Annotated in this window: 20 protein-coding genes and 1 pseudogene; 3 read left to right on the top strand and 18 right to left on the bottom strand. The window is 31.9% G+C overall.

What is annotated here, in order from left to right:
* Positions 1-96 precede the first annotated feature (96 nt).
* Genes COJ46_RS02540 through COJ46_RS02550 form a run of 3 tightly spaced genes read right to left on the bottom strand, consistent with a single transcriptional unit; the run spans position 97 to position 2732 of the window.
* Positions 97-1959: a DNA polymerase gene (locus COJ46_RS02540; RefSeq protein WP_098565678.1), complete on the bottom strand. Its 1863-nt coding sequence runs from the start codon at positions 1957-1959 to the stop codon at positions 97-99.
* Positions 1956-2531, bottom strand: a complete 576-nt coding sequence (locus COJ46_RS02545) for a hypothetical protein (RefSeq protein WP_098565679.1) — start codon at positions 2529-2531, stop codon at positions 1956-1958. The genes COJ46_RS02540 and COJ46_RS02545 overlap by 4 nt, the downstream gene beginning before the upstream one ends.
* Positions 2532-2561: 30 nt before the next feature.
* Positions 2562-2732, bottom strand: coding sequence for a helix-turn-helix domain-containing protein (locus tag COJ46_RS02550; RefSeq protein WP_098565680.1), 171 nt, complete (start codon positions 2730-2732; stop codon positions 2562-2564).
* Positions 2733-2889: 157 nt separating this feature from the next.
* Here COJ46_RS02550 and COJ46_RS02555 point away from each other — a divergent pair, with 157 nt between their 5' ends.
* Positions 2890-3456, top strand: coding sequence for a helix-turn-helix domain-containing protein (locus COJ46_RS02555; protein WP_098565681.1), 567 nt, complete (start codon positions 2890-2892; stop codon positions 3454-3456).
* Positions 3449-4645 (top strand): tyrosine-type recombinase/integrase, encoded by a 1197-nt coding sequence (locus COJ46_RS02560; RefSeq protein WP_098565682.1) that lies wholly within the window; start codon positions 3449-3451, stop codon positions 4643-4645. The genes COJ46_RS02555 and COJ46_RS02560 overlap by 8 nt, the downstream gene beginning before the upstream one ends.
* Before the next feature lie 471 nt (positions 4646-5116).
* On the opposite strand, the gene COJ46_RS02565 is transcribed toward COJ46_RS02560, so the two are convergent.
* A complete protein-coding gene (locus COJ46_RS02565) occupies positions 5117-5698 on the bottom strand; it encodes a MerR family transcriptional regulator (protein ID WP_097977474.1) in 582 nt (193 codons plus the stop codon).
* Between the two features lie 599 nt (positions 5699-6297).
* Positions 6298-6471 (bottom strand): annotated as a pseudogene (locus COJ46_RS24885) (ABC transporter); the annotation flags it as partial.
* A gap of 312 nt (positions 6472-6783) precedes the next feature.
* On the opposite strand from COJ46_RS24885, the gene COJ46_RS02580 reads away from it, so the two are divergent.
* Positions 6784-8385 (top strand): glycoside hydrolase family 10-like protein, encoded by a 1602-nt coding sequence (locus COJ46_RS02580; RefSeq protein WP_098565683.1) that lies wholly within the window; start codon positions 6784-6786, stop codon positions 8383-8385.
* A gap of 63 nt (positions 8386-8448) precedes the next feature.
* Here COJ46_RS02580 and recQ read toward each other — a convergent pair whose 3' ends face one another.
* The 13 genes from recQ to COJ46_RS02650 all read right to left on the bottom strand — a co-directional run bounded on the left by recQ (position 8449) and on the right by COJ46_RS02650 (position 19512).
* The gene (gene recQ / locus COJ46_RS02585; RefSeq protein ID WP_097977480.1) at positions 8449-10560 is read right to left on the bottom strand and encodes a DNA helicase RecQ; all 2112 of its coding nucleotides are present in this window, start codon (positions 10558-10560) and stop codon (positions 8449-8451) included.
* Between the two features lie 41 nt (positions 10561-10601).
* Complete coding sequence (locus COJ46_RS02590; RefSeq protein ID WP_097977482.1) at positions 10602-11042, bottom strand: YaiI/YqxD family protein; 441 nt, start codon at positions 11040-11042, stop codon at positions 10602-10604.
* Positions 11026-11742: a pseudouridine synthase gene (locus COJ46_RS02595; RefSeq protein ID WP_097977484.1), complete on the bottom strand. Its 717-nt coding sequence runs from the start codon at positions 11740-11742 to the stop codon at positions 11026-11028. Before COJ46_RS02595 ends, COJ46_RS02590 begins: the two co-directional genes overlap by 17 nt.
* Before the next feature lie 82 nt (positions 11743-11824).
* Positions 11825-12328 carry an ankyrin repeat domain-containing protein gene (locus tag COJ46_RS02600; RefSeq protein WP_097977485.1) on the bottom strand — a complete coding sequence of 168 codons (504 nt, stop codon included), beginning with the start codon at positions 12326-12328 and terminating at the stop codon, positions 11825-11827.
* Between the two features lie 2 nt (positions 12329-12330).
* Positions 12331-13275, bottom strand: a complete 945-nt coding sequence (locus tag COJ46_RS02605) for a 5-oxoprolinase subunit C family protein (protein WP_098565684.1) — start codon at positions 13273-13275, stop codon at positions 12331-12333.
* Between the two features lie 4 nt (positions 13276-13279).
* Positions 13280-14035, bottom strand: coding sequence for a 5-oxoprolinase subunit PxpA (locus COJ46_RS02610; protein WP_286133616.1), 756 nt, complete (start codon positions 14033-14035; stop codon positions 13280-13282).
* Positions 14025-14768: a 5-oxoprolinase subunit PxpB gene (pxpB, locus tag COJ46_RS02615; protein WP_097977491.1), complete on the bottom strand. Its 744-nt coding sequence runs from the start codon at positions 14766-14768 to the stop codon at positions 14025-14027. The genes COJ46_RS02610 and pxpB overlap by 11 nt, the downstream gene beginning before the upstream one ends.
* Positions 14761-15378, bottom strand: coding sequence for a pyroglutamyl-peptidase I (locus tag COJ46_RS02620; RefSeq protein ID WP_335448835.1), 618 nt, complete (start codon positions 15376-15378; stop codon positions 14761-14763). Before COJ46_RS02620 ends, pxpB begins: the two co-directional genes overlap by 8 nt.
* A 259-nt stretch (positions 15379-15637) precedes the next feature.
* A complete protein-coding gene (locus COJ46_RS02625; protein WP_097977494.1) occupies positions 15638-16594 on the bottom strand; it encodes a LacI family DNA-binding transcriptional regulator in 957 nt (318 codons plus the stop codon).
* 240 nt (positions 16595-16834) lie between these two features.
* On the bottom strand, positions 16835-17068 hold the full coding sequence (locus tag COJ46_RS02630; protein WP_217993270.1) for a glucoamylase family protein: 234 nt from the start codon (positions 17066-17068) through the stop codon (positions 16835-16837).
* Between the two features lie 177 nt (positions 17069-17245).
* Complete coding sequence (locus COJ46_RS02635; protein WP_097977498.1) at positions 17246-17512, bottom strand: hypothetical protein; 267 nt, start codon at positions 17510-17512, stop codon at positions 17246-17248.
* Positions 17513-17535: 23 nt separating this feature from the next.
* Complete coding sequence (locus COJ46_RS02640; RefSeq protein ID WP_098565685.1) at positions 17536-18012, bottom strand: hypothetical protein; 477 nt, start codon at positions 18010-18012, stop codon at positions 17536-17538.
* 666 nt (positions 18013-18678) lie between these two features.
* Positions 18679-19512 carry a protein-glutamine gamma-glutamyltransferase gene (locus COJ46_RS02650; protein WP_097977502.1) on the bottom strand — a complete coding sequence of 278 codons (834 nt, stop codon included), beginning with the start codon at positions 19510-19512 and terminating at the stop codon, positions 18679-18681.
* Between the last annotated feature and the right edge of the window lie 233 nt (positions 19513-19745).

A 19745-nucleotide genomic window follows, 5' to 3' on the forward strand; every position in this document is an offset into this window, starting at 1 on the left:
CATTCGCTTAACTTATCTGTCGGAATTGAAATTGGCTTGTGTTTGTTGGTGCTACTGTAATAAAGCAACAAAGTTACTACTAATGCTCGTTTATTATTACAGCCCATAGCCTTTAGTAGCCAACCTAATAATAGGGGGCCTGCGATGAATGCAGGCTTTTTGGCTTTCTCTAAAGCTATTTTTTCTCTCATCTTCTGTGAATACGGAGTTAGAACTTCTTTGATCTTCTCGTTCCTCATGTGTACCTCCTATTTCTGCTAGAATTTTTGTAACTTTGTTGAATGTTGATATTCCTCGCTCATCCATGTACCTGTTTGGGTATTCCACTATATCTGCATCTGATCTTAATTCAAATCCATTTAAGATAATTTTTGAAGCATCTACTAATGCTTTTTGTGTAGTTGCTATAATAGCATCTATTTCTGCAAGATCGCCTTCAATAAGAATTGCATCATGTACGGGTGCTAATACTTTTACACCACGTTCTAATGCTAAAATACACCCAAGCCTTAACATTTCTGCTCCATTTGCTTGCATTGGGAAGTTTTGTAGCATCCTTACGTTGTAGCCACTTTCCACCCACAATTTCCACCCAAAAACAGTTTGGATACATCCATGTAATATTGCTGAGTTTGTCATAATATCCGACCAAGCCCAGAATTTCGCATAAGTTTCTTTATGTTTATCTAATAATCGTCTGGCCTTTAGTACGATATCATTTATACGACTAGCTAAAGATTCAGCACCCATACCATATTGAGTAGCTAAAACGCAAGCTTTGTACTGTTCTCGCTCTTTTTTATGGCTTTTTTTAGTCGCATCAAGTGGTACTGCATTAGCTTGTTTAGCAAATTCTAGATAAGGGTCGCCACTTGCATAGGCAATTTTCATATTTGTATCATTTGACAACGCCGAAGCAATTCCAAATTCTTGTTGTGACCAATCAAGGTAACAAATAAATTTCCCTTGTTCTGGTTTAATTAACGAACGCAACCATACAGCGGGTCCAAAAATAAATTTAGAGTTGCTTGGCTGATTTCTACCTGTTCGTGATTGAAAAGGAGATAGTAAACACCTATTGCGCCCATCAGCTCCTACCGATAAAGCATTCAATTTCAATTGGCCTAATATGTAACGCAAATCCCTTAATGATTGCAATTGTGGGTATTGTTTGCAGGCATCTTTGAAAGTGTCGTCATCTAATTTTAAATTGCCTTTCTCTGTACATGGCCATGTCATTCCGTTAGTAACTAAATACAGCTGAAATTTATCGACTTTAAATATAGTTCCTTCGTAAACTTGAAAATCTTGATCAACTTCTTCAACTAACTTTAACTTGATTTCCTCCCAATTGTTTTGGAGTTCTTGCAATAATTGAAGGTCAATCGGTATACCGTTTCGTTCCATTTTTGCTATTGCCCACATATACCTACCACGAATTAAACTTTGACCAATATTGATATACGGTATCATTTTAGGAAAAAGGTTTACCAAAGCGTGAACATCTCCGGCACAATAATCCATCAATGCTGACGCTTCAACATCTGTAAAAGGTCCACCACGTATAGCTAACTCACGCATTTCTGCTTTTTCAGTTGCTAGCATGGGATCTAATCCAAAATGTGCTAATGCTCCTATAAGTCCTCGACTATAGGCCGTTTTCTTACCGTTCGTTAAATTGCGATATTCTACATATAAATCCAGAATATGTGTAGGAATGGACCAATCTAATTCCAGATAGCAACCTATTTCCGCTGATGCATAGTAGGCTACATATAACACATCCGGCCCTACATTAAATGGCATTTCTGGAGAAGGGTCTCCCCATAACCAAACCTTGTGTTCTTTTTTTGTGTAGTATTCTATTGCAACCATACAGATTGGTTTTTGAATTAGGTTTTCATCTTGTGAAAATTCAAAATCAACAAACCATATTTCTTTAAAATCATCAATTTTCATGTCATTCCTCGAAGTTTATTTAATGCTTCGTGATCAAGTGTATCAATGATTTTCCCTTTGAACCCTTTGAGTAATAAAGTTTTAAAATCTTCATCAGGCCAAGTTGGTTCTGCTAAATTCCCTTGTGCAGTATATACATCATAAGCACCCATACCTTGATTGGCTACAATTCTAGTCCATTTTTTTGTAGCTGTTTTTGCTCCTTCTCTAGCACTTTCCCACCAAGATAGGTCTTTTCCATCCGGTCCTGGTTGGGGGATTGGCCATAAAAAAACATCGCCTTGCTTTGTAATTGCAGTATAAATTGTTTGTGCTTTCACGTATTGGTGAAATTCTGTAAATATTTCAGCAGATACTGCACCTAAAATTAAAAAGAGCTCTTTACCCATTGAATCATTTATTTCTAAAGTATAGAACGTTCCTCGGTATGCTTCATCTGGATTTACACGAACAAACCAAGATTTATCTGGCTTCCTTACATGTACTTTTATCACCTGTTTTTTTACAGGAGATAATTGCATATCTTGATTGACTTTAAAGTCGTCAAGATTATAATCTTTTTCGATATTCATTGAGTCCACTTCCTTTCTAAATTAATTTGATTATTCATCTCTTAACCATTTGTCGATAACTTCTCTCAAAAAGATAACTTTTGATTTTACTCTTTTATGAGGAATTTTCCCTTCTCTTGCTAATTGGTAAAGCGTTGTTTGTCCAATGCCTGTGTACTCACTTACCTCTCTAATTGACATAGTTATTTTTGTGATAGCCATAGAAACCCTCCTTTCAACTAGTTATAATTTATATTCTGTGGTGGAGTTAAACGCATTATGGTATATTATTCCTCTAAAGTCAAATTACATACGATTTGTTTTTTCAGTTGCCACTTGACAAAATTTGTTGTATATTATTTTTAAAGGGGAGTTATATATGACTAAACAAGATTTCTACATTTACTTTAAAAATTTAAGACAAGAAAAGAATCTATCTTTTCATCAACTTTCAAAATTGTCTGGTGTATCTAGACCTTACTTGTCAAACATTGAAAATAATAAGGTAGTTGGGAAGCCATCAGCCGAAATTTTAAGTAAAATTGCTGAACCATTAGGTGTAACAAAAGAATATCTGATGAAGAAAGCAGGTTACTTAGAAGAAAAAGCTCCAATAGGAGATGCAATAACTGTTGAAGAAGGTGATACAGATACAATTGCTGACGTGGATTTGAGAATACTTTTAAGTTCAAACAAATTTGATCTTCATTATGCGGGCATTAAACTTGAAAATTATCAACTTAATGGAATTTTAAAAATTATTGACACGATTTTAATGATGCAAAAATTTAAAGATGTACCACTAACCAAAAACGAACAAGCTGAACTTGAATTGTTAGATTTATTGTCAAATCCTGAGAAGAAAATGGAATTTATAAAAGCTAATGAAGATTCGTTCGTAACAGTTGAAAAACTAATGAAAAAGGGAGAAAAAACTAATGGCTAATATTCAAAATCGAGGAGAAGGTGTTTACTTTTTTACAGTCAGCCTAGGTAAAGGAGCGGACGGTAAATACAAACGAAAAACTAAAACTTTCAAAGTTGAAGAAAAGCTAACGCCCAAAAAAGAAAGGGAATTAGTGAATGCTGAGTATTTAAGATTTAAAAATGAAGTCCTTACTGGTGAATTTATTGCACCTAGTCGTAATAGTAAAATGACTTTTAAGAAGCTTTCCGAGGAATGGTATGAAAAAATTGCAGTCAAGGAATACAAACCGACTACACTTAATCGTCAAAGGAACACTCTTGATACAAGATTGATTCCGGAATTTGGACATTTATATGTCGATGAAATTTCGTACGGTAAAATTGAAGATTTCCGTCATAATCTTTCAAAAGATGGCGCTAGACGTGATGGAAAGTCTGGTGGATTATCAACTGGTCATATTAAATCGTTTATTGATACATTACGTACTATTTTCAATTATGCGGTTAAGTTGAAAATGATTAAGCAAAATCCTATTGAAGATATGTCAGTCAAATTAGATGAAAGTAAATCATATGTCCCTTACAACAAAGAGGAAATTGATAAATTATTGACTGTATTGCAGAATGAGCCACTGCATTGGAAAGTATTTATTATGTTGGCAATTGAAACTGGTGCTAGACGTGGAGAATTATTAGGACTTGAATGGAAACACGTTGATTGGGAAAAGAATGAAATTTTTATTAAAAATAATTTAGTAGGCACTAAGAATGGCAATCCAATTATTACAACTCCAAAATCCAAAAAGGGTATGCGCTTAATATCGCTAACTAGCACAATGATGGAGTTTTTAAAGTTATATCGCGAGGAACAAAAGAAAGAACAACAATTATTTGAATGGAATGGTGGAGATTATAGATTTATTTTCAGTCATTCAGATGGAAAAGCCATTTACCATGATACTCCTTCAAAATGGTTTAAGCGATTGTTAAAACGTCACAATTTACGATATGTTCGGTTTCATGATTTACGTCATTTGAGCGCAACATTATTGATTAACGAAGGAGTTAATCCAAAATTAGTCTCTAATAGGCTAGGTCACAGTAAAATTACTACTACTTTAGATATCTATACTCATGCTTTACAAGAAACTGAGCGAACATCTGTTGATAAATTGGGGAGCGTATTGAACTTTAAAAAATATTGTTAAAAGTAAATTTACATCAAATTTACATCAAACAATAGAATTCCACTATCAAAAACCTTGATATTTCAACGTTCTATACCCATTTTTCCATTCTTCTTAGCGAAGAAAGGCACCTACCACAACCCTACTCTACCTAATTTTACCATAAGTATATTCAAAATACCAGAATGTATGTTCTGTTTTTAAATATTTGATTAGAAGCCATTTCGTCTATTCATGAAGAGTAACCTTACCTCAACTGCATTTTTTGAACTTAATAAGGGTTACTAGAATGATGGATTAATGAAAATCTATCATTCCTGAAGAAATATCAATAAAAAACAAGTTTACATAATAATTTAATAAAAAAGAACACTTGTTTTAAGTGCTCCTCAAATTTCGGCTATTAATTATTAAGTGTAAAATTCCATATAAGATGGCTATTATCATTCCAACGACAAATGCAACGCGAAATCGCAAGAATGTAATATAAGCTTATATTTCGAAATACCATTTTTTTAATTCTTCTATTTTTTCACTTACTTTCTTTCGTAATGAATTCTTTTCTTGAGTGGCTGCCGTTTCTAATAACAGTTGTTGATCTTGTTTTCTTTGTTCTCTCCATTCTTCTATCAGTAAGCTAGTTTGTTTTTCTCGTTGCTTTAATACTTCTTTATGTTGTAGATCCATCTTTTTAGAAAGTCTTTCTTCCATTTCATTCATTAGTTTTTCAATTGTTTGCAACTGGTGTTCATTGTTTATCTGTATTAGGTGCTCTGTTAAGTTTAAAGACTTTTCTTCGACTATCATGTCTGTATGAGGTATTAATCTATTGGTTTGCTCTATTATCATTCTCGCAGACTTCTCTAACGTCATCCCATCATGCTTACTTAATTCAATTAGTTTTTCGAAGATCAAGACATCATAATTTGAATATTGTCGATGTCCTCTACTATTCTTCTTGATTGTATAACCAACGTTCTCTAAGATGTCCTGATACTTTCTGAAGGTGCTTGGTTTCAACTCCAACTGCTCTCTTATTTGAGTACTAGTTAATATTACGTCTCCGTCTATCATGCCCCTCACACTCCTTACAATGCATATATTCTATACTGGCATGCTATCTCCTTTTTGCATTGTAAAAGGTTTATCGAATTTAGCATCAGAGTTTATTGAGCGAGAAAGATTTGATGAGCGAATATATGAATTTTTATAAAAGAGGATCACTTATTTTTATACGAATGAAATGTTCTAATAGTTTCTTTATTTTTAAAGGTAATAAAAAAAACTCATTTGTATGTTTAACAAATGAGTTTTCAGATCAAATTATTAGTCAAAATACAATATTTTAGTTTAAAAGATATGTCATCAAGAATATTACAAATACTGTTAAACCCGCTGATATTTTTATGTTCCTACCTAAGTTTAAATGATTCATGATATCTCCTACTTTCATTTAAAATATTGTTATTTTATAAATATATTTTTAGAAAATTCGTTTTTTCCTACAGATAAATCATACTAAGTATTCTTTTTTATTACCATGTATAAAGTGTGAACATTATTCTATGAAAATTTTTTAACAATATTAGCTGTTATATTGACACATATATTTTAAGCCCAAAAATAAAAAAACTCATTTCAAAACGCTCTTTGAAAATGAGTTTTTTTAATTGTTAATTATTTTGAATCAAACATTGATACACTGCCATCATATCACGTTTATTAAGTTCTCTTATACGATTAAATATCGGTATATCTTTAACTTCCTCAGTTAGTTGTTTTTCAGGAACTATTTCACTTACTTTACCAGTGAGCCATGTTAGAACTGTAATACCCTCAACAAGCTGTTGACGGCCACTCTCTTGGGAATAAATATTGAATATTCATCTTTCGGAAGTAAAGACACTAGACGTTTCTTTGACTCCTCACCAATTGTTTGACAAAAAGTTGTTTTATCAGAACAAGCTATGCATCGTGAATGATCAAATGATTTATATATGAAGGATTTCACAAAAGCATCAAAAACCGAAATGTAATTTCTCGATTATTTAGATTTTTTTGAAATTTTATTTCAAAAATCATAGACAATACTTTCCATTTTTGGTAGTTTTATATTATGTAAGCGCTACTAATTTAATAGAAAGTAAGGTGGAACACCTATGAAGAAAAGAAAACTAGGAAAATATGCGATTGCTGCTACAGTAGGGGCATCTCTATTATTTCAACAAATTCAAAATGTTCATGCTGAAACTACTTCACAGTATTCGGTCCCGCCTAAGCATGAGCTACGATCAGCTTGGATTGCTTCAGTAGTAAACATAGATTGGCCATCAGCTACTGGCTTGTCTGAAATGCAACAAAAATCGGAGTTTATTAAACTATTAGATGATGTGGAAAAGATGGGAATGAACTCAGTTGTTGTCCAAATTAAACCGACCGCCGATGCTTTTTATCCGTCTGATTATGGTCCGTGGTCTAAATACTTAACTGGTACACAAGGTAAGGATCCAGGCTATGACCCACTTGCATTTATGGTTGAAGAAGCACATAAACGTAATATTGAATTTCATGCTTGGTTTAATCCGTATCGTATTACAATGCCACGAACAGCACCTGGTGATGCTACTTTAGAGGATTTAAATACTTTAGCAGAAAACCATCCTGCAAGAAAACATCCTGAATGGGTAATCCCTTATGGCAAGCAATTATATTTTGACCCAGGTAATCCTGATGCACGTCAATTTATTATTGATGGGATTATGGAGGTTGTAAAAAAATATGATATCGATGCAGTACATTTGGATGATTATTTTTATCCATATCGTATTGCAGGTCAAGAATTTCCAGATCAATCCTCGTACGAAAAATATGGTAAACAAAAGTTTGCTAATATTGAAGATTGGCGACGAGACAATGTAAATCAGTTCGTAAAAATTCTTCATAATTCAATTAAAAAAGAAAAATCTTATGTCAAATTTGGAATTAGTCCTTTTGGAGTTTGGCGAAATATCGTAAAAGACCCTACTGGTTCAAATACTACTGCTGGTCAAACAAATTATGATGATTTATTTGCTGACACAAGAGAATGGATTAATAAAGAATATCTAGATTATATTACTCCGCAAATCTATTGGAATATAGGATTTGAACCTGCTGCGTATGATATACTTGCAAATTGGTGGACGAAGGAAGTAAAAGGTAAGAATATTGATTTATATATTGGACAAGCTGATTACAAAATTAACGATAACAATGCAGCTTGGGCTTTACCTAATGAATTACCAAAACAAATTGCCTTAAATCGTACAATTCCTGAAATCAAAGGTAGTATGCATTTTTCAATTTCGGACTTAAATCGAAATCCACTTGGTATTAAGGATCGTTTAAGCCAGGACTTATATAGAACAAAGGCATTAATTCCTTCAATGCCATGGTTAGATGACAAGGCTCCAAAGAAACCAAAATTCGAAAATGCTTCTCGTACAAAAGATGGAATCCAACTTACTTTGAATACCCATCCTAATGATCAAGATGTTGCATATTATGTTGTATACCGTTTTGATGGATTACATAAAGATAGCATTGATGATCCAAGAAACATTTTAACTACCGTTCGTAAATCAGAAAATGGCAAAACAACCTTTTTAGATACAACAGCAAATATCGATAAAGACTACACGTATGAAATAACTGCTGTAGATCGACTTCATAATGAAAGTAAAGAAAGTAATCAAATTAAGGTTAAAGCTAGTAAGAAATAGGAATAATAAAGAGCTTCCCACTCTATAGGAAGCTCTTTATACTTTTAGTGTAAAAAGTTTATATTATGTTGCAGATTTCATAATCACTGCCTTAATCATGAAATAACTAATTTCAGAAGGTAACTCATCTTTTATAGGACGAAGTTTTTCGCTTCCAACTGTATTAATGACTTCTTTAATTTGTTTTTCAATATCAAAAGGTACTACTTCATCCCAATCAAACTGATCATCTTCCATTGCACTTTGCAGAATATGATTTTCAACAGTAGTTGTATTTAATCCTCTCTCTTTTGCAATTTCAGAAATAGTAAGTCCGTTTTGATAAGATTCGTATGATATTTTGTGTGAAGGTACTTTATTAATAGTTGTCGCTTTTGGTTTTGTTGTCTCAACTTCAATATGGTTTTCTTCTTTATACTTCTTGATTACTTCTATAAATTGCTTACCAAATTTTTGTTGTTTTTGCAATCCGACACCTTTTGAATGTAAGAATTCTTCATCAGTTGTAGGGAGTAATTTACATAAATCTCGTAAAGTACTATCTGCAAATACGATAAAAGGTGGTACTCCAAGTTCAGTAGCAATTTCTTTACGTAAACTTCGTAGTTGATCGAATAAATTATTATCAACGTGTGTAATTTCAGTAACTTGGATTTCTTCTTTTTTCATTACGTTTATTTTATTTAAAAGTACTTCTCTTCCTCTATTTGTTACAGTTAACAATGGGAATTTACCGCTAGTAACGCCAATAAATTGTTCCGATGTTAAATAATCAATTAAATCGCCGACACTTTTTAATGTACGGGTTTTGAATAAACCGTATGTCGTTAAAGTATGAAAATTTAATTCTATTAATTTTTTATTCATTGATCCTGTTAGAACAGACGCAACCATCGTTTTACCAAATCTTTCGCCCATTCGAATAATGCATGATAAAACGATTTGAGCATCAATTGTAATGTCTATTGAAGTTCTTTGATCAATACAATTACTACATTTACCACAGGAGTGGTCAGTTTCATCCCCAAAGTATTTTAAAATGAATGCCTGTAAACATGTTTCGCAATAACTGTAATCTTTCATTGATTGTAGTTTTGAAATTTCTTGTTTTAGACGATTCTGTTCAAAAGTAGATTGTTCAATTAAAAATCTTTGTATTTGAACATCTTGTGCAGTAAAAAGTAAAATACATTCACTTTCTAATCCATCTCGTCCTGCTCTTCCAGCCTCTTGATAATAGCTTTCCATATTTTTAGGCATTTGGTAATGGATTACGTATCTAACATTACTTTTGTCAATTCCCATTCCAAATGCATTCGTAGCGACCATAACATTAATATTATCTTGTAAAAATGCATCCTGTTGTTTTGAACGTTCTGCATCGCTTAAGCCTGCATGATATTTACCAACAGAGATACCAAGATTTTTTAATTTATTCGTAACATTATCTACTTCTTTTCTAGTTGCGGCGTAAATAATCCCTGATTCGTTTTTATTTTGTTTTATGTAATTACAAATATAATCTAATCTATTTTGTCCTCTAATGACTTTAAATGACAAGTTCTCTCTTTCAAAGCCTGTAATGATTGTCGTTTCCTCAATTATTCCTAATTGATTACAAATATCAGATTTAACTTGAGGAGTTGCCGTCGCAGTAAGTGCCAGTATTGTTGGGTTCGTTGGCAATTCTTGTATTAGGTTTTTTATACGTAAGTAACTTGGTCTAAAATCATGTCCCCATGACGATATACAGTGTGCTTCATCTACCGCTACAAGTAAGATTGGCAATCTTTTTAATTCATTGATAAAGCTTTCTGATTCTAATCGTTCAGGTGCAACATATAGAATTTTGTATTCACCATAACTTAAATCCATCATTCTTTCATTTACTTCATTATAAGAAAGTGAACTGTTAATAAATGTGGAAGGAATACCTACTTGATGCAATGCATCTACCTGGTCTTTCATTAAAGAGATTAAAGGAGAAATGACGAGGGTAACTCCTTGGAGAATTGTCGCTGGAATTTGATAACAGATCGACTTTCCACCACCTGTAGGCATGATACCAGCTGTGTGCTTTCCTGATAAAACTCGTTCAATAATTTGTTCTTGTCCGGCTCTAAAATTTTCATATCCAAAATACTTTTTTAAATTTTCTCTTGCAAGTGTTAACATGCTTGCCTCCTTTTTTATTTTATTTGTACCATTCTATTTTACTATAAAGAAATTGAAGAAAGTAATTTTCTTAATCCGTTTTCGAAATTTGTATTATCAAGCTTCTGACGTTTTTTTGGTCCCTTTACTCGTCCACCTGCATTTCGAATTTTCTTTGAAACATATCGAGTATGCAAAAGTGAATCAATATTTTCATTTGTATATTGAAAACCGTTTTGATTCAATACATAAGCTTGCTTTGATAAAACCATTGCAGCAAGACCATAATCTTGAGTAATGACGAGATCTCCGTTTACAACTCGATTTACTAAAGCAAAATCAACTGCATCCGCACCTTGTGAAACAACGATCGTTTCGGCGCCCTCTCTTTGCATTATATGGGCAGTATCACATAATAAAAGAACGTTTATCTTAAATTCTGCTGCAATTTTAATTGTTTCTGAAACTACTGGACAGCCATCTGCATCAATTAAAATTTTCATTTGATTCTTCCTCTTTCAATTGTTCTTTTAAATTAACTAATTCGTTTTCTGTTAATTTTCTCCATTTACCTATTTCTAGATTAACCAAATGGATATTCATAATTCGAATTCTCTTTAATTTAATCACTTTAAATCCAAAACTTTTTGCCATTTTCCGAATTTGACGATTTAAGCCTTGCGTTAAAATAATTCGGAATGTAGATTCATCTATTTTTTCAACTTTACATTTTTTAGTTAAAACTGTTCCTATAAGTACCCCATTTGACATGCCATTAATAAAATCTTCATTAATTGGCTGATCGACTGTGACAATATATTCTTTTTCATGTCCATGTTCACTATGTAAAATTTTATGTGCAATAGGACCGTCGTTTGTAAGGATGATTAATCCTTCCGAATCTTTATCTAATCTGCCTATTGGAAAAATTCTCTTTGGATAATTGACAAAATCTATTATATTTCCTTCTACAGTTTGTAATCCTGTACAAGTAATTCCTACTGGTTTATTTAGAATGATATAGTCTTTTTCACTCGTTATGTAAATCACTTCATCATTAACTTGTACAAGATCGTCTTCTTCTACTATGCTGTTTTTTTCAGCAGTTAGTCCGTTAATTTTAACCTGTCCTGAAGCAACCAATCGTTCTGCCGCTCTTCTAGAACAAAAACCTGATGCGCTAATATAAACATTAATTCTCAATACTTATTCCTCTTTTACTAGTCTTTCTTTTATCATAACAAAAAGTGCTGTGACATAACAGTCATCACAACACTACAGATAATCATAAAGTTACTTCTTTTATAAAATTGATAAACGCTTTATTACCACGCTCTTCAGCAATTTCAATTGGAGTTTTACCAGAATTATTCGTTTTAATTTCAGCACCGTTTTTTAACAAATGTTCAGCAATAGACGTATTCCCTTCAAATGCTGCGATATGTAATGGAGTGTGACCTTCACTGTCGTTAATATTAGGATCTGCTCCATTAGTTAAAAGAAAATCGATGACTTCAATTGATTTAGCACCTGCGATTGCTGCATGGAGTGCTGTGTTTTGCGGTATGAATGAAAGCTTTGAGTGAGAAATTGCATTGATTTGTGCACCATTTTTTACTAAAGTTTTTACAACTTCATATTGACCGTAATGAGCTGCGATTCCAAGTAATGTTAACCCATGCTCATTTTCTTCGTGAATCAAATTTGGCTGCTCATTTATTAACTCCATTACAATTTCATTTTCGCCTTTTTCCGTCGCATCAAATAATTTTGCAAGTAAACTTTCCATATTTATCTCTCCTTATTTCTACATTCAATTTGTAAATAGTTTAAAAATAAATGAAGCTTTTTATTTAAAAGTCTCGCCTCATCTAGATCTACTGGTATTAATTGAATTGTATTTCCTTGTTGCATTTGTACAAGTTTCCAAAGGTCTGAATAAATTATTGTACCTAATGTTGCATATCCGCCTGTAGTTTGAGAGTCTGCTAGTAAGATAATTGGTTGGCCAGTTGGTAGTACTTGGATCGTTCCAAAAGTAGTGCCTTCTGATAGAATATTTGAATCAAACGGTTCTAAATTAGATTTTTTTGAACTTAAATACATTCCCATTCGATTAAACGTACCAATTGTAAGTGGTTCAGATAAAATTTGTGATTTTATCTGGTGAGGTATTTTCTCAAAATGACTACTTTTTATAAAATGAACCAAATTATGCTTTGGATAGATTGGAATATACTCATGTTTTAGTCCATTTTTCACTAGTTTATAAGAAGAGCTTGAACCATAAATTTTGGTACCTTTTTTAGGAATTAATCCAAGAGAAGCAGGCTCATACGATGACTGACTTTCGAAATGAGATTCACTTTTAATACCGCCGGGTACTGATATATATGAATAAACACCAGAATTCCCCCCGTTAAAAGTCAAAATTTCCCCTTTTGCTATGTCGATTATTTTATTCATCTCAATTAATCTACCGTTAATAGTAGGTTTCAAATTTCCACCTGTAATGACGATTGAAAATTGATTTAATGCTTTTAGAAGGGTACCACCCAACGCAATTTCGATACTAGCCACGTTTAATTTATTACCTATTAATAGATTTCCAATTTGATAAGCTAACTTGTCCATAGCACCAGAAACAGGAATACCTAAATGTCTAAATTTGTTTCTACCAATATCTTGAATTGAAACAGTTACGCCTTTTTGTAAAACTTCAAAAAGCTCTTTCAAAGTATTACGCTCCTATAGACTTAACAAGTATATTATTTTCACTAAATACCTTACGTAATTCGCTCGCTAATTTAATCGAAATTTCTGAATCACTATGAATACACATGGTATCAGCTTGAATTGGAATATCTTTACCTGAAATTGTCGATACGGTTTTGGTTGTTACAATTTGAAGTGCCTGATTAATGGCATCTTTCGTATTGTGATGAACCGCGTTTAATTGATTACGTGGTACTAATAAACCATCATCACCATAAGCTCGATCTGCAAATACTTCTGAAGAAAAAGGAATATTCATTTCAATCGCTGCATCTATTAATTTGCTATTTGCTAGTCCATATAAGGTTAGTGAAGAATCGAAGTCTTTCATTGCTTTTGTAATTGCTAAAGCGAGTTTCAAATTTGTAGCTGCCATATTATAAAGTGCACCATGAGGCTTTAAATGACGAAGTTCAACTTGGTTTACTTTGCATACCGAATAAAGTGCACCAATCTGATAGAGAACTAATTTATATATTTCTTCTTCACTGAACTTCATTTCTCTTCTACCAAAACCAAGTAAATCAGGAAAACTTGGATGCGCACCAATTGATAAATTATACTGTTTTGCTAATTTTACTGTTTCATAAATTACAAATGGATCTCCTGCATGATATCCGCAAGCGATATTGGCTGAAGTAATATGTGGCATAATTTGCTCATCATTTATTTTGTAATTTCCAAAACTTTCACCTAAGTCACAGTTTAAATCAATGTGAATCAATAAAACGCACTTCCTTTTTAATTGAATAGTTGTCCACTTTCACTAGCTGTTCAATCTGATTAAATTCTTCGATAGTAATCTCAAAAAATTTCACTAAATCTCCAGGTTTAAAGTTTTCTGTGCCATTATTTTTCCTTGAAAATATTGAAATTGGAGTACGTCCAATAATATTCCAACCACCTGGAGATTCAAATGGATAAATCCCAGTTTGATTTCCAGCAATTCCAACCGAACCCTTTAAAACTGTTTTGGGCTTGATTAGTCTTGAAGTTGATAGTTTAGAATTTAACCCGCCAAGATACGGAAACCCAGGTATAAATCCAATCATATAAATGGGATACACTTTTTCTAGATAAAGTCGAACTACCTCTTCTGTTTTTAGTTTATTATCTTCTGCTACTTTTTGAAGTTCTGTCCCAAAAGTGGCATTAAAACAAATAGGAATTTCATAAATTATGTGTTCTCTGTTAATTTTTGAACCATTATAACGATTAAAATGAGATTTTATTTCTTGGTTTATATCCGTGTATGAACAGTTAATTGAATCATAAAAAATCGTAATCGAATGATAAGATGGTACGACTGCTGTTATTTTCGTCATTAATTTAGTTTTTAGATATTCTGAGAAAGCATGTACTAGATTATTTGTTTCCATTGAAATCGAATCACCTAAATAACATACTAAGCCAAAGCAACCTAATGGAAAAATATCTAATTTAGTGCTAGTCATTTAGACTAATTACTTCAATTGCAAGCTTTATAGCATTCGTCAAATCTGTTTGCGACCAACTTGGCAACTTCCGATCAATTACGGCCATTTCATGTGAAGCTGGAATATGAATAAAGCCACTAGGAATTTTCTTGTTTAATTTTTTTAATTCATTAAGCATTTGATACATAACGTTATTACACAAATAAGTACCAGCAGAATCGGATATTTCAGCTGGAAATTTGTGATTGTTTAATTCATTAACAATCTTTTGAATTGGAAGTGTTGTAAATAGTCCATCCGGGCCTTCTGGATCAATTTTAGCCCCTGCATATTTATTCCCTTTATTATCCGCTGCACCATCATTGCAATTTATGGCAATTCGTTCAGGCGTTATTTTAAATCTACCACCTGCTAATCCTAATGATATAACCGCCGATGGGTTATACTTATGAAACAATTTTAGTAACTCATTACCCACTGTACTAAAATCAACAGGTAAAACTGCCCCGATAATTTGTAACCCTCCAACCTCTTGATTATTTAACTCTTTCACAATTTCTTCTGTAGGATTAATTGAAAAGTTCAGAAAAGGTTCAAAACCTGTTAACAATAATGTGTTCAAAAGCATTCAGTCCTTTGGTAGAATTTATATAGTTCAATATTTCGACAAGCTCAGTATAATTTCCTGTCATATTAGTAAAAGAGGTTGAATTCCAAGTTATGTTCTTTTTAAATTAGGTCATCTGTTCAATATTGACTATTAAAAACTGTTTTTTTCGTTATTTCCTCACAATACGGTATGTGAAATTTTCAGTATTAGACATAAAAAAAGAAACTTAAACCTCTCTTTTTTAAGAAAAACTTAAGTTTCTGATATAATTTTATTCTTAAGAAGAACCTCCAACAGTTAATGAAACTTCAATTTTCTTATTCTCAACAACTTCGTTAAATATGAGTTTCAATAAATTTTTAGCCGCTAATGAACCCCAATCAAATGTAGAATAAGATACTGTACTTAATCTAGGTGTTACATATTGTGATAATTCAATATTATCAAAACCTACAATAAAAACATCTTTGCCTACTTTGTAATCTGTATCTTGTAAATAGTTATAGATCCCAATCGCCATTTCATCATTTAAACAGAAAACTGCACTTGGTTCAGTATAGTTTGAAAAGATTTGTTTTGCTGCTAACTCTCCTGAATCTTTCATGAAATTTCCACCGATTTCAATTAACTCAATTTCAGGGTAATTTGCTAATTCTTCTCTAACACCTTCCATACGTTTTCTTGAATCATATGATCCTTCTGGCCCTGTTACAACATATACTTTTTTGACATCATTTTTAAGAAGTTCTTTAGTCGCTAATTTAGCTCCACCGTTATTATCTAATAGAACTCCTTTAATATTTTTGTGCTGTAATTCTCGATCCATTACTACCATTTTATAATTTTTTTCAGCATAATCTAAAAGTTCTTCATCTGAAAAAGCTTGATCTAAAATGATTCCACCGTCAATTACTTTTTCTAGTAAAAGTCGGTGAGATTGTACGCCAGAACATGCAATTAATTCATACCCTTTGTCGTTTAGAGCTTGTCTCATTCCTCTTAATAGTGGTCCGTAAAAATAACCTCCATAATCAGCTAAAAATACTCCAATAATTTTTGTTTCTTTAACCTTTAACATTCTTGCCGCTGCATTAGGAACATAACCTAATCTATTTGCGATCTTCATAATTCTGCTTCGAGTTTCTTCTGTTACTTTTGGGCTACCATTCAATGCATATGACACTGTTGAAATGGAAACACCAGCTTCTTTGGCAATATCTTTTATTCCCGCCATCCCATATCCTCCATTCTATGTATACCAAAAAGCCTATTTTTTATATTTTTTACTTTTATTACGTTTAGATTAAATGTAGATGAATACAATACATATTTTAATTTTATCAAAATTAAGTAAAATTTTCCTACATTTTTTTCACCCTTTGTACCTAAATGAAAAATCTTACATTTTTATTTAAAAAGTGAGCACTGAAGTATTTTAATCATCCATCGCCCACTTTTACATCTCAGATATAATTTAAGAAGAAATTAAGTTATTGTGTTTCCAACCTAATATTTTAGCTCCATTCTTTACAAAATCGTTTTTCATGTATAAATCCCATATTAATCCTGTTTGATAGTTTTCAATCATCAGCAATGTCACACCTTTATCAATTCCAATTACTCGATCTGACACCCAGTTTGATGTAACGTCTCGATTATATGAATCTAGGAAACCATATTTGCTCCATAATTCAGGTACATTATTCAATACTTTTTCTTTAATAATTTAATCCCTTTTTTATCGAGTTTTGATGAAAATAGTTCAATGTTTACGTCAATTATAAAAGTAGTTGTATTGAAACAAAAAAGCCATATCTATGATATGACTTTTAAATAAGATGTTACTTTAAGGCAACTCTCGTATCCGTTTTTTAATAAGCTCATTTTAAATAAGAAGATGAACTACAAAATTTGTTATAGTTTCACGACTTATATCTTCTATCAATAACATATCACTTACCCAAAAATATTTACCGCCCAGACACTCGCAATTAGCTTGATTTTTTTCTCCTAAACTCAAAATATTTTTATATGTAATAAAGGTTGCATCTCCTTCTGTGCCATCTTCAAATATTACTTTCACATCTGTATTTGCATCATATATATCATATTCGTTTGCCCACTGTTCAGCTTCAATCCAAATTTCTTTCATAATACACCTTTTTACTTAGTATTTTATTTTTTATTAATGCTTACATTAGTTGAACTAAAATTTTTTTCATACCCAAATGCAGCTCTTCTACTGACATACTCTTCTTCATCAAGTATATATTTTTGTAGGAGTTGTTTAACCTCTATTCCAAAGTCTGTAATTTCTCCTAGTCCATAGGCAATCTGCCATCTAGCCTCAAAATCATTAAAAGATACTGAGTGTTTAGCTAATTTAATCAGTTGATTCGGATGATCAATTAACTGGCAAATAATGTTTTCACACTCATTATCTCTTGCTAAAATAAATAAAAATTTATTAACTAATTTACTACTCCAATTTTCTACTGGTATTTTTTTAATTAAGTTATTGGTAGATTTGTATATTCGATCCCAATGAAGATAATCGGTCTCCCATTCTCTGTAAGATTTTTCGCATGTTTTAGACCATAATATAAAACTTTCAATTTCTTTTATTAATTGAGACTCAAATTGTTTGTCCACTTTAGATTCACTCCTACAATATAAGAAAGTCAGTTTTTTTAACTAAATGTAATTTACTACAAAAAAAAGAACAAACTATGGTTGCTCTTGAACTTTAACTAATGTTTTAAGTTATTTTGAAGAAGTAGAAAATAATTTTCTTAACTATTCTACAATTTTGTTGAATAAAAAAGCCGCTCGTGTTCTTCAACTATTCAATGTGTTAGTTCAAAATACCGTACAACTATTTGTTCCTTATGTCCGTATTATCATATCTCATTTTTATAGTATAAAGTATAGTAGCAATCGCTAAAGTTACAATTGATGTAATTGTTTCTATTTTTTTATTGTCAAAGATTATGTAAATAATATTTATAAGTATTATCAGTATAAAGAAAATGGTTCTATACTTTCGAACAATAACTTCCATTAAAAATAGCACCTCTATTCCTTAAAATAACGCCTATTATTTATTCTACTTACTGTTTAAGTATTACTTCCTTTTAAAATTAATTTAAATGTTGACTATATTAAAGTCCAGTACCAACTGAAGTTACTTTGTAACCTTCTTTAATATTTTCAGAAAAAAGTGCATTTAGCTAAAAAAAAGTGAGGTTTCGGCAAATAAAACATTCAGCCAAGACCTCACTTTGCTTTTATTTAAGTATTCACGATAACTATTTAATATCACATAAACAAATTTAACAAATACATATAAAAATCAAATGAAATCGAACTTTGGTTATGATGCAATACTATATTCCTATTTTTATTAATTGAATAGTCTCGTTGCCAACTCGATAATTCCGCCAAATGTTTAAAATTCGGTCTAGTAACAGAATTAGAAAGATAGGCAGACCGATATGCACCTGGCCATCTCATATTATTTAATGAAAAAATCATTTGTTCGGCTGTCATTATCCCTAATCCATGTCCAAAATACGTACCATCACCAAGAACAACTGCATTTTCTCCTCTCCACTCAGGGGTTAGTGGACTAAATTCTGGATTATTAAAATATACGATATCCCCAGGTAAAATTCGGTCAGAATACTGGGCACCTATTCCTAAGTTAGGATCAGTATGCCAGCCGTATAAATAGATGTTTTGAAAAATTTGATTAAATAAGTCTTCACCAATCAGATTTAGGACCGCATGGTAATAGATAATGACCATTGCCGTTGCACATTCAAACGCATATAATGAACTATTAAAGTAAATATCATTAATCGCGTCAGAAGGTCTTACACCTTGCCTTAATAGGAACCCTCCTGTTCTCATTAATTGCCAGTACATTGGATTACATCGTGATTTTGCAAATACTGCAAAGCTTAATCTATTTTGAAACATAGCTCTCGCACTTAAAGTGATATTATTTCGCAACATACTTTCAAATTCATCAATGGATCGAAAATCATGAACCGTCGGATTTTCATTCATCTGTTGAATTTTCATACTTATAACACTATCAGACGCCCCTGTGTCACTTTGTTGAACTGGCATCCTCGATAAATGATTCATAATATACCTCTTTTCAGCATCAAGTATTATTTTCCATATATACCCATCATATTCAAAGATTGCTTTGAAGTGTATATTCGACGAAGAACCTTTCTCAATGGTTCTTTTTTTTATACACAAATTTGAAAATGTAAAGGAAAATTAGCCATTAAGATACTACATCTCCAATAGTTATATATATTAAAATTCTCATTGTTACTAAGAAACAAATAGGAACTTTGAAGTACCATAAG

The sequence above is a fragment of the Bacillus sp. AFS077874 genome, from assembly GCF_002566505.1.
In the GTDB taxonomy this organism is placed as follows: Bacteria; Bacillota; Bacilli; order Bacillales; family Bacillaceae_G; genus Gottfriedia.